The following is a 12,940-nucleotide window of genomic DNA, read 5'->3' on the forward strand; positions in this document are numbered from 1 at the left end:
AATAACAGGAGATTCTTCCACTATTGGGCTTTCTGGCTCAATAACAGGAGTTTCTTCCACTATTGGGCTTTCTGGCTCAATAACAGGAGTTTCTTCCACTATTGGGCTTTCTGGCTCAATAACGGGGGTCTCTTCCACTATAGGGGTTTCTGGCTCAATAACAGGAGTTTCTTCCACTATTGGGCTTTCTGGCTCAATAACGGGAGTTTCTTCCTCTAGACTGGGAATGGTTTTATAGTTGGGATCAACAATGCTACGGGCAATTGTAGGGGATAAATCGCCACGGACTAATTGACTGAGGCCGTCTTGGTAAGAGGGATCAAAGCTAATCACGCGCACGCTGGTATTAAACTCGTTTTCGACTTTATTTCCCTTACCATCGATGAATTCTAGTTGTACCCAGTTATTGCCCTTGGCAAAACCCTTGAGATAGATTGGTTCCCAAGTATCAAGCAGAAAACTTTCACCGTTGACAGTGACACGAATGCGCCAATCTTGAAGATTATTATCCCCGTTGGCAGTATTGGACAGACGTAGAGGAGCATTACTCAGATAAAAATCGAGCAGGATCGGTTCTGCACCGTAGATTCCTTGCGGACTACTGTAGGTTAACAGGGGTAAGTTATGATCAGGGGCATTTTTGCCTGTTTTTGTCAGAATATGAAAGGTTGTTTCAGCAAATGCCCCATCATTTTTAAAACTTTCCTGCCAAGGACGCAGGGCCAAGACGCGCAGGGTATGAGTACCGGGGGCAAGATTTTCTAGGATAATCGGTTGCTTGAGGTCGTAAATGGCTGCTGCTGGTTCATTATCGACAATTAGGCTCAAGTGGGGTCCTAATTTCAGGGTATCGTCTTGGAAAATTGGTAGATCCGACACTTGTAGCTTAACTGTCACCTGAGGGTCATCGAAAACTTGTTCGGCCAGAGGACTGAGAATCGTTACTTGGGGAGCGTAACGCTCTAAACTGGGGCGCAGTTCCTGAATTAGGACCGGGGGGGCAACCTCAGAAATGCGGCCTTGGACGACGGGAAGATTAGAGGTTTCCGAAGTGGGGAGATTGGTAGCCGTCAAGCGATCGCCACAGGCGGTTAACAGGGTGGTCAGTAAACCGATCACAAGACATATATGAAGGGTTTTGACTGGGATTAATTTATGTAGTAGGGATAGCACGTTCCTCCTAGAGCCAAGGCCAAAATCTATACAAACCATTGATTTTTGCTAGAGTCATTGAATGCTCTGGTGTCAGCAAAAGCGCGAGAAGATGAGGTCATGGCCTCAATTTTACAGAATTGTTTGATTGTTTTTTGAGAATCTATCTATTGAATTTTCTATATGGTCTGGTGAGGGAGAAAAGGGGGAAATTGGCTTCCGCAGCGACAATTAATAAACTTTTGTAAAGAAAAATTACCAGTCAGACCCTGACTAAGACCGTCCATAGCAGAAAACGTCTCTCCTATCAAGGATTAAGAGAATTTTAATTATTGTTAAGCATAACGAACAGACAAGAGAACAAAGACTTATCATCTACTATTGATGCTTTCGACTGGAATCTCACCCAAGAGGAAAGTCAAGCGACATTAACAAAAGGTGGGTCAGATTTCAACTTGCCTTTTTTAGGTTAAAAAATCTATCCTCAAATAAAACGCTAAGTCTATTGTCGAGAGAGGAGAATCCTCATGGCACTCCCCCCCAAAGAGGCGGTAGCTAAAGTGATTGTAGATAAAGACCCAGTACCTACTTCCTTTGAGAAGTGGGGTCAACCGGGGCATTTTGATCGCACTTTAGCCAAAGGACCCAAAACCACTACCTGGATTTGGAACCTACACGCCAACGTCCACGATTTTGATAGTCAAACCAGCGATCTCGAAGATATTTCTCGGAAAATCTTCAGCGCCCACTTCGGACATCTCGCCGTTGTCTTCGTTTGGCTGAGTGGAATGTACTTCCACGGCGCGAAATTTTCTAACTATGAAGCTTGGTTAACCAACCCGCTCGCCATCAAACCCAGCGCCCAAGTGGTCTGGCCGATCGTCGGTCAAGGCATCCTCAACGGCGATGTGGGCGGTGGTTTCCACGGTATTCAGATCACCTCTGGTCTGTTCTACCTCTGGCGCGCCTCCGGGTTCACCAACAGCTATCAGCTATACTGCACCGCTATCGGTGGTTTAGTTATGGCGGGCCTGATGCTGTTTGCCGGTTGGTTCCATTACCACAAAAGCGCACCGAAACTGGAATGGTTCCAAAACGTGGAATCGATGATGAACCACCACTTGGCGGGTTTACTCGGCTTAGGTTCCCTAGGTTGGGCCGGTCATCAGATTCACGTTTCTTTACCGGTGAACAAACTCCTCGATGCTGGAGTCGCTCCCCAAGACATCCCCTTGCCCCACGAGTTCATCCTCGAACCGAGCAAGATGGCGGAGTTATATCCCAGTTTCGCCCAGGGTTTGACCCCCTTCTTTACCCTTAACTGGGGTGCTTACTCGGATTTCCTCACCTTCAAAGGTGGCTTGAACCCCGTCACCGGTGGTCTCTGGCTTTCCGATACCGCTCACCATCACTTGGCGATCGCTGTATTATTCATCATTGCTGGTCATATGTACCGTACCAACTGGGGTATCGGTCACAGCATGAAGGAAATCCTCGAAAACCACAAAGGTCCCTTCACCGGTCAAGGTCACAAAGGACTGTACGAAATCCTGACCACCTCTTGGCACGCCCAGTTAGCGATTAACCTTGCTCTCTTAGGTTCGCTAACCATCATCGTGGCCCACCATATGTACGCCATGCCGCCCTATCCCTATCAGGCGACTGACTACGCCACCCAACTATCCTTGTTTACTCACCACACTTGGATCGGTGGCTTCTTAATCGTCGGTGCGGGAGCGCACGGAGCGATCTTCATGGTACGGGACTACGATCCGGCCAAAAACGTGGATAACCTGCTCGATCGGATGATCCGTCATCGCGATGCAATTATCTCCCACCTGAACTGGGTATGTATTTTCCTCGGCTTCCATAGCTTCGGTTTATACATTCACAACGACACCATGCGGGCTTTTGGTCGTCCCCAAGATATGTTCTCGGATACGGGAATTCAACTACAACCCATCTTTGCCCAATGGGTACAAAGTCTCCACACCCTAGCCCCCGGCAACACCGCTCCTAACGCTCTCACTACCGCTAGTTATGCTTTCGGTGGCGACGTAGTAGCAGTGGGTGGCAAAGTGGCCATGATGCCGATCACTCTCGGTACTGCCGATTTCCTCGTGCATCACATCCACGCCTTCACCATCCATGTCACCGTGTTGATTCTCCTCAAAGGGGTTCTCTACGCTCGCGGTTCTCGTCTGATTCCCGATAAAGCGAATCTCGGTTTCCGTTTCCCCTGCGATGGTCCCGGTCGCGGCGGTACCTGCCAAGTTTCGGGTTGGGATCACGTCTTCCTCGGCCTGTTCTGGATGTACAACTCCATCTCGGTCGTAATCTTCCACTTTAGCTGGAAAATGCAGTCCGATGTCTGGGGAACCGTCGCCCCCGATGGCACTGTCACCCACGTTACCCTCGGTAACTTCGCTCAAAGTGCCATCACCATCAACGGTTGGTTACGCGATTTCCTCTGGGCGCAAGCAGCTCAAGTGATTAACTCCTATGGCTCTGCCCTGTCTGCCTACGGAATCATGTTCCTAGCCGGTCACTTCGTCTTCGCGTTTAGCTTGATGTTCCTGTTCAGTGGTCGCGGCTACTGGCAAGAATTAATCGAGTCGATCGTCTGGGCGCACAACAAGTTAAGAGTTGCCCCCGCTATCCAACCTCGCGCCCTGAGCATCATTCAAGGTCGTGCCGTTGGTGTGGCTCACTACCTCTTAGGCGGTATTGTCACCACTTGGGCATTCTTCTTGGCCAGAAGTCTCTCGATTGGCTAAACTTGCCTATAAGGGCTTGCCAGTCCCCCGTAGATTGGCAAGCCTAGGCTGAACCAGCGTCGATTGACCGATACCACTGTAAGCGTTTCCTATTACAGTGGGTGAATTTAAAAAAGGAAATAACCAGCACTCGTGTAAGAGCCTCAGTTATTTAGAGAGGAGAATTTCCTAAACAGCTATGGCAACTAAATTCCCTAAATTTAGCCAAGATCTAGCCCAAGATCCGACTACCCGTCGGATTTGGTACGGGATCGCCACAGCCCACGATTTTGAAAGTCATGATGGCATGACGGAAGAGAATCTCTACCAAAAGATTTTCGCGTCCCACTTCGGCCACATTGCAATCATTTTCCTGTGGACTTCCGGTACGATATTCCACGTCGCTTGGCAAGGTAACTTCGAGCAGTGGATCAAAGATCCCTTAAACATCCGTCCCATCGCCCACGCGATTTGGGATCCCCAGTTCGGTAAAGGCGCGGTAGATGCCTTCACCCAAGCTGGCGCTTCTAACCCTGTTAACATCGCCTATTCCGGGGTTTACCACTGGTTCTACACCATCGGTATGACCTCCAACCAAGACCTATACCAAGGTGCGGTGTTCCTGCTGATTCTCTCGGCGATTTTCCTCTTTGCTGGCTGGTTACACTTACAACCTAAGTTCCGTCCTAGCCTCGCTTGGTTCAAAAACGCTGAATCTCGCCTGAACCACCACCTCGCCGCTCTGTTCGGTGTTAGCTCTCTGGCTTGGACCGGACACCTCGTTCACGTTGCTATCCCCGAATCCCGCGGTCAGCACGTTGGTTGGGACAACTTCCTCTCTACTCCTCCCCACCCGGCGGGTTTACTACCCTTCTTCACCGGTGACTGGGGTGTGTATGCAGAAAACCCCGACACTGCTAACCACATTTTCGGTACTGCCCAAGGCACAGGAACTGCGATTCTCACCTTCTTAGGTGGTTTCCATCCCCAAACCGAGTCCCTCTGGTTAACCGATATAGCTCACCACCACTTGGCGATCGCTGTGATCTTCATTGTGGCTGGTCATATGTACCGCACCAACTGGGGCATCGGTCACAGCATTAAGGACATCCTCAATGCCCACAAACCCCCCAGTGGTAAGTTAGGAGCCGGTCACAAAAATCTTTATGACACGGTTAACAACTCTCTCCACTTCCAACTCGGTTTGGCCCTGGCTTCTTTAGGCGTGATCACCTCTCTGGTGGCGCAGCATATGTACGCGCTACCCTCTTATGCCTTTATCGCTAAGGACTACACCACCCAAGCGGCTCTTTATACCCACCACCAATACATCGCTGGTTTCCTAGCGGTGGGTGCTTTCGCCCACGGTGCTATCTTCTTCGTGCGTGACTATGATCCCGAAGCGAACAAAGATAACGTGCTGGCGCGGATGCTGGAGCATAAAGAAGCGATCATCTCTCACCTAAGCTGGGTTTCCCTTTTCTTAGGTTTCCACACCCTCGGCCTCTACGTTCATAACGATGTCGTCGTCGCTTTCGGTACTCCCGAAAAACAAATCCTGATCGAACCTGTGTTCGCTCAATTCGTGCAAGCAGCTTCGGGTAAAACCCTGTACGGCATGAACGTACTGTTGTCTAACCCCGATAGCATCGCTTACACCGCCTATCCCAACTACGGTGATGTTTGGTTACCCGGTTGGCTAGACGCGATCAATAGCGGCACTAACTCCTTATTCTTAACCATCGGTCCTGGCGACTTCCTCGTTCACCATGCGATCGCTCTTGGTTTACACACCACCGTTCTAATCCTGGTTAAAGGTGCTTTAGACGCTCGTGGTTCCAAATTAATGCCCGATAAAAAAGACTTCGGGTATTCCTTCCCTTGCGACGGTCCCGGCCGTGGCGGTACTTGCGACATCTCTGCTTGGGATTCCTTCTATCTAGCCATGTTCTGGATGTTGAACACCCTGGGTTGGTTAACCTTCTACTGGCACTGGAAACACCTCGGTGTCTGGTCGGGTAACGTGGCTCAGTTTAACGAAAACTCCACCTACCTGATGGGCTGGTTCCGCGATTACCTCTGGGCTAACTCGGCTCAGTTAATCAACGGTTACAACCCCTACGGTGTTAATAACCTTTCTGTCTGGGCCTGGATGTTCCTCTTTGGACACCTCGTTTGGGCAACCGGTTTCATGTTCCTGATCTCTTGGCGTGGTTACTGGCAAGAGTTGATCGAAACTATCGTTTGGGCCCACGAACGTACTCCTCTGGCGAACCTCGTTCGTTGGAAAGACAAACCCGTGGCTCTCTCGATCGTTCAGGCTCGTTTGGTTGGTTTAGCTCACTTCACCGTTGGCTATATCTTCACCTACGCCGCCTTCTTGATCGCCTCCACTGCTGGCAAGTTCGGCTAAACCTTGAATTAGGTGACTAAAAAACCCCCCGCCCATTGGTGGGGGGTTTTGTTGATGATTGATCATAAAAACACGGCTCAATCCCAAAAATCTATGCAGGTGGAAGAATTAAAACAACTTTATGATCAGGACTTTGTTTTGTGGATTGAGCGAACCACCGAACAAATTCGACGCGGGGAGATGAAAAATTTAGATTGGGAACATCTTTTAACGGAGATAGAAGATTTGGGGAGAGAACAAAGAAACCAAGTGGAAAGCTATCTAATTCAAACCGTTAAACATTTATTGATGTATCAGTATTGGCTGACTGAAAAAGGCAATTGTGGCTGGGGATGGGCCGATAAAATCGATAATTTTCGTCTAGAACTAGAAATTTTATTCCAGTCAAAAACCCTCTACAATTATGGGGCTTCTAGGTTAGATATAATTTATGATAAAGCCAAGCGATCGGTGATCAAAAAAACTGGTTTATCTGTTGATACGTTTCCGCAAGTTTGTCCTTATACCTTTGCGGAAATTATAGATTTTGATTTTTTGCCAGTTTAGAACACGAGAATTAAAGGCAAGAAAAAAAATTATCGTTATAATGAAGTTGTGGCTTATTCTTGAATCAGCTTATTCTGTCAGCGATAGAGTATTATGGGTCAAAAATCTTACGAAGTTTTCCAAGCAGTGGAAAATAAAGCTAACCTTCTAGCGGGTTATTGGGGTGACTTCAAAACGGAGATTATTCAGCATTTGCCTGAATCCTATCATGGTGAAATCCACGAACTTTCTAGTAACCTAGAGAAAGCTTTAGAAGTGTTAATCAATGAATTGCGCCATCCTACCCTGATTTTAGCGACGACTGGCACGACGAGCAGTGGTAAGAGTACCTTAGTGAATTTCCTCTGTGGTGCTGATATTGTGCCGATGGCACAGCGAGAAATGAGTGCAGGAACAGTTACCGTTGAGTATAGCGAAGAAAAGACTTTAATTATTGAAAAAACACCGGGGGCGTTGTGGGAATGCGGGAAATGGGAAAAGATTAGCGACGAAGATATTTATAGTCGCTTAAAACAGTTAATGAAGGCTTATATTAAAGCCAGAAAAAAACAACCTGATTTAGCTTATCCTCGCTCTATTATTTATTATCCTTTTAGACTGGTTAAAGATGAAAGTTTCTTAGAATTGCCTAAAGGGGTTAGAGTTAAATTATTAGATTTACCCGGGTTATCTTATGTAGGAGATGAGGGAAATCTTGGGATTATCAAACAATGTCGTGAAGCTTTATGTTTAGTAACATATAACAGCGCAGAAACAGATGCTTATAAAGTTGATAAACTGTTATCAGAAGTTGTTGATCAAGTTAAAGATTTAGGCGGCTCTCCTGCAAGAATGCTATTTATTTTAAATCGAATTGATATATTCAGATCAGATGATGATTGGCAAGAAAGTGAAAGTGAGTTTGTTGAAGAAACGACTGAAAACATTAAGGAAAAACTGATCGAGAATTTAAGAGAATATACAAAAGATATTGAAAATTTGAGAATTGTAAAACTGAGTACATGGCCAGCCTTATTAGCTTTACAAATTCAGGATAATAAGAAATTGCTTCAGGATCTGTTAGAGGAATTACCTACAAGAGAGGAAAATTGGTCAGAGCATGATCAAACCAGACTTGAGAAAGTATTAAAACCCTATGAGCAAGCCAGAGATAACTTTCAAGTTTTAATTAAGGAAATCATGAAGCGAGGAAACTTAAGTCTTGATCCTAAACAATGGACTATCTCTCAACAAGAACAAATTGCCAAAGAGTTATTCAAACAATCCTATGCAGAAGAATTTGAAAAGAAACTAAGCAAGCATATAGCAGAACATTTTCCTAAATTAGTTATTCCCCAAGCTATAGAAAAAATTAATGTAGCGGCAGGAAATAGTATTGCACAATGGGCAGTACAAACTACCACGGCAATTCTAAATAGTTCGGAAGAAAATTATCAACAGGAAATAGAAAAAATCTCATGGATTAAATCTTCCTTAGATCAATTTCTGCAAGTGAGTGATGCTAATTTACGAAAGCCTTTTGAAAAAATTAATCAAACCTGTAAGGAGTATATAAACCAACAAACAGAAGATGATCCCCTTTCTATATTAACAGAAGCTATTACCGATCTTCAATTTACTGAACCTTATAATGAAATTGAAGAAAAATTAGTCCCTCTCTATGATTGGAGAAATGCTCTGGGGAGAGGAGTTGACCAGATTTTAGAAGCAGTAGCAGAATCTTTAGAAAATGGCAGAGTTACCCTAGATCATCCTAATTTTAAAAAAGCTAATATTGTCAATGTTAACTTGCTAGAGGGTAATCTGAGAAGATTAATCCAACTGGGCTATAGTCATTATTTCGCCAAAAATGGACAAAATGTGGTGGCAAAAACTCAGGAAGAAAAAGAGAAGCTTAAGCAAACAAATGATGCACTTAACGAACTGTCTATTCATCTTAGTCTGATTATAGCGCAAGTGTTGGATAAAATTTCTACCCAAGAGATTCAGCGAATGTATGAAGCGGTAAATGAATTATTCATCTGTCATCTTGCTTATTTAGAAAAAGGTTCTAATGAACGCGCTCCTGATATTGTGATTAGATTTCCAGAATCAGAGTTAAACAAAGTTACAGATAATCTAAAATTTGATTTTGTTAAGTTTGACTCGGACTTTGAAATTAAAAAAGAAAAATATATTGAAGAATATAGAACTTGGAAACATTGGTTATGGATAATTCCCAAAAAGGAAAAACGCTTTAGCGATAATGCAAAAATTCCAAGTATAGGAGAAATTTTAGCCGACTGGAAAAAACAGTTACAAGAAGTTGAACCTGAGATGTTAAAGCAAGTAATAGAATGGCTATTAGCACAAATTGACGATTTAAAAAAAAGTGTAGATAAAACTCAAAATGATATTTTTGATCAGTATCGGGATAGACTAGAAAAGGCTAGACAGGAGATTACTTTTGATTATGAAAAACAGCAAAATGTGTGGCAACCTATGCAACAAAGAGCGAAAAGATTAGAGGAAGAATTTTCTCGACTAGGTAATTTTGAAAAGGAGGCTGATTCCAGTGGTAGTTGAATACTTTGAAACCAGATATAAGCAAATTTTTGAACAAGTTTTTCCTCACATTAAAAGACAGGAAGTAGGTACTTTAAGTTCTGTCATTTATTTGATTTTAGATACAAGCCAAGCCCAGGAACTTTGTCAAGAATATGGTGTTAAAAAAAATGCTTCTTTAGATGATGATTTAGATTTATCTGATGATATTATATATACAATTTCTATCAATAAACAAAAACCTGTTAAAGAATCCCCTATCCTTAAAACGGGGGGAGAAATTTTTAAAAATGTCTCCAGACCATTTCGCAAATCCCTAGATGATAATGAGGACAAAATGGAATTAATTGTACTCGCTGCTGTTATCTTAATCGGAATATATTCTACTCAAAAATTGTTAAGGAAGTCCCACGAACAAAACACACGTCCTCCTGTACCTCCTAGCCAACCTATTCCTACAGCGATTTGTCTAGCTGTTCCTGCATCAGCAGTTTATGACTTAATTGTAGGAATGCGGATAAATAGAGAGAAAATCATTCAACTAATTGAATCTGCTCCAGAATTTTTATGTATTAGAAAAGAGGAAGCTGATGAAAAAATTATAGAGACAATTGTTCAAGAAATTTCACCAGACAGTCAACTTAAATTTTATATTAGGATTGACATACCCAATGGACAAGATATCATTGGTGCAGAAACTAAATATGTTATTAAAAGGGATATACCTAAGAATACAGAGGGTGAAATTATCGATCTAGGTCGCTTGAAAGATGCGTCTGTTCTCAGAAAATTCAACCGTATTTAAGGAGTTAACTGAATGGATTGGAAATCTGCCTCATCCTACTATGAAACCCGTCTCAGTGATGTCTTAAATATCCAACATTTTGCCGTTGACTTAGCTAAACTTCCCCAAGCTGAAGTTCCTTCTCAATTAACAGAAATCCTCATGCAAGAGGCAATATCTGCTAACCGTCAACTCGAAAGACTGAGAAAAAGAGAATTTCGTATTGCTGTGGTTGGCTTAGAAAAGGCTGGAAAAAGTACCTTTATTAACGCATGGTTAGAATGTGATTTACTTCCTGCCAAAGGAGGAAGATGTACCTTTACCACCACTCAAATTTATTCCGTTAAAAGCGAATCTGAACAAAGATTAGAAGTGCAAACCCGCAGCGAAGAACAATTTATTCATCTCCTCAAAGAATTAGAAACCGTTGGCGCAAAAGAAGACTTAAACACCATTAGAGAAAACGAAATCACCCTACAACAAGTCAGACGAGAAGGTAATTTAGTTATTCCTTTTACTCGACTAGAAGACATCCGAGAAAAACTAAAAAAATACGTTGCCGATGAAAAATACGCCCATGCAGTCCTAGAAGCCCGACTTTATACCAATAAACTCGCTCAAGCAGAAGGAATCGTCTTTTATGATGTCCCTGGTTCAGATTCTGGGTTAGCCAAGCACGTTGATGAAGCCCAACAAATGTTATCCGACTGTGATGCAGTCATCGTGATTCAGCGTTTTCGCAGTATTAGAGAAGCCGAATTAGAAATTATTAAATTTACAGAACAAGGTGATAAGAATGTCACCATTGCTGATAAATTATTTGTCTTTTTAAGTCATATTGACTCTCTTGGTAGTCCAGAAGCCCTGAAAACTCATATTACAGAAGCCTCTCAGGATTGGTTAAAACGCGCTAATTTACCGGTTAATCGCATTGTTTCTGGTTCAGCAGGAGCTTATTTAATCTTAAATAATCTGGCGGAAGAACATACTCAATTAGAAATCGGAAAAGCCAGCAATATTCAAGATAAATTAAAAACTTTAACTGAAATTATAGATGATGAAATGTTAAAAACTCAAGCTACAGGAATCCCTGAAATTAAACAAAAAATCTTTAATTATATTAATACTGAGCGAGTGGCAATTCTCAAGAAACGCTGTGAAGCTTCCATAGATAAAATTCTCAGCACCTCAGAGGATATTCATCATCTTGTCAGTCAAAGATTTCCCGAAAATCCTGAAGAAGCACAACGCTTTGAAGAAGAGAGAAGAAGAATTGATTTTTCAGAATGGTGGCATAGAAAATGGGAACAGATAAAAGCTGATTTACAAAACTTTTATGAAACATCTGCCATTAACAAACCCTTAGAAAAAGTTAATAACGAATCTTCTAGTAGTATCGAAAAGTTTAAAGAACGCTACGGGCAACTTTTAGCCAGTGAAATGGCAAAATTAAGACAGGAAACTTTAAGAAAAAAAGAAATTATTTTTGACGCAAATTCTTTTCCAGACTTCGACAAAGTAAGAGCTAATTATGCTTGGCGGGATGACTTGTATGGGGATGTTAGAACATTTTTGGCTGCCCTTGCTCGACAATTAGCGGCAGAATTAAAAGATGAAGCCTTAAAATTAGTCGATTATATGTCCTCTTTATTATGGGGAAGTTCTCAAGTAAAAGAACGACTTATTGGTTATTCAGAACAGGAGTTTTTAACTCGCTTAGAAAATAGCTTATCAGTGTTATTTTTAAGATTTGCTCGTCCCGTTGCTGAAGCATTAATTCGCGGTCCTGTTAACAGTGATACCCGCAGCCAAATTGTCAAATCCTTAGGGGCTGATGTGGAACTGATTGATAACTATTATCAAGGAGATGAACCTGCTTTTAGAGTCTTAAAAAAATACGTTAAATATGGTTCTGATTTACTCTTTAATCCTAGTCTTCGTCAACAGGTGTTAGGTGTAACAGAAATTGCCAAAAACGTTATCGGAATGACAGTAGATACAGTTGGGGTTAATTGGATCGATTTGGCTGACCAATTAACCCCACCCAGAGAGGTTGTTACCTTTGAAGTAACTAATGATATTAACGCTTTTGAAGAATATCTACGCCATGGTATTTTTGAAGCTGCAGGATTTGAGTCCTACTGTATTCAAGAATTAAGAGGATTAGTGGATATTTTTCGAGAAAAAGAAGGAACATGGGCAGGTGTCGCTCAAAACGAATGGTATAAAGAGAATCCTCAGCTTGTAGCAGAATTACCCGCTAATTTGCAATCTCAAGAATTTAATTTAGAAGTTAGTGAACGACTGAGACAATTAGCAATTGCCTTGAAAAGAAATAGTTCCTCTCAGTAGCGTTAGCTATAGCAAAGCACCGCTATTATTGCGACGATGGCGGTGAATTACGGTGATTTGGGGATGTGGATTAAGCTTCGCTAGTCTCTAATTAGGGTTTGCGGCAAAAAGTTTGTTGGTGGGGTTAGGAGTCGGTCGTCAGTAGCCGGTCGTCGGGAGGGGAAGTCAGAATAACAGAATGACCTCGCGTGCCTGGAAATGGAACCCTTCCTAATCGAAGAGCGAAAGTGCAAGGGTTTTGAGTCCCCATTGCCATTTCTCAACGTTTGTTTTTTGCAATTTTTTGGCGAAAAAAAGCGCAAAACCCTTTTTAGGTTGATTCATGTCAACCTACAAAGCACGACGTTTTGAAAAATTTTCAGATATTTATTCCGAGAAATCGACTAAAAACGT

Annotated in this window: 7 protein-coding genes; 6 read left to right on the forward strand and 1 reads right to left on the reverse strand. The window is 42.8% G+C overall.

Annotated elements, in window-relative coordinates:
• On the reverse strand, positions 1–1,212 hold a 1,212-nt coding region (locus IM475_RS10200), incomplete at its 3' end, for a hypothetical protein (RefSeq protein WP_287727465.1).
• 467 nt (positions 1,213–1,679) lie between these two features.
• On the opposite strand from IM475_RS10200, the gene psaA reads away from it, so the two are divergent.
• From psaA to IM475_RS10230, 6 genes are all read left to right on the forward strand, one after another.
• Positions 1,680–3,929 carry a photosystem I core protein PsaA gene (gene psaA / locus IM475_RS10205; RefSeq protein ID WP_407069681.1) on the forward strand — a complete coding sequence of 750 codons (2,250 nt, stop codon included), beginning with the start codon at positions 1,680–1,682 and terminating at the stop codon, positions 3,927–3,929.
• A 178-nt stretch (positions 3,930–4,107) separates the two neighbouring features.
• Positions 4,108–6,321: a photosystem I core protein PsaB gene (gene psaB / locus IM475_RS10210; RefSeq protein ID WP_287727466.1), complete on the forward strand. Its 2,214-nt coding sequence runs from the start codon at positions 4,108–4,110 to the stop codon at positions 6,319–6,321.
• Between the two features lie 54 nt (positions 6,322–6,375).
• Complete coding sequence (locus IM475_RS10215) at positions 6,376–6,867, forward strand: DUF29 domain-containing protein (RefSeq protein WP_287657427.1); 492 nt, start codon at positions 6,376–6,378, stop codon at positions 6,865–6,867.
• Positions 6,868–6,960: 93 nt separating this feature from the next.
• Positions 6,961–9,432, forward strand: a complete 2,472-nt coding sequence (locus tag IM475_RS10220; RefSeq protein ID WP_287727467.1) for a dynamin family protein — start codon at positions 6,961–6,963, stop codon at positions 9,430–9,432.
• Complete coding sequence (locus IM475_RS10225) at positions 9,422–10,216, forward strand: hypothetical protein (protein ID WP_287657430.1); 795 nt, start codon at positions 9,422–9,424, stop codon at positions 10,214–10,216. Before IM475_RS10220 ends, IM475_RS10225 begins: the two co-directional genes overlap by 11 nt.
• A gap of 12 nt (positions 10,217–10,228) precedes the next feature.
• Entirely contained in the window at positions 10,229–12,547 is a 2,319-nt protein-coding gene (locus IM475_RS10230; protein WP_287727468.1) for a dynamin family protein, read from the forward strand.
• Positions 12,548–12,940: the final 393 nt, after the last annotated feature.

The sequence above is a fragment of the Microcystis sp. M061S2 genome, assembly GCF_020245605.1.
In the GTDB taxonomy this organism is placed as follows: Bacteria; Cyanobacteriota; Cyanobacteriia; order Cyanobacteriales; family Microcystaceae; genus Microcystis.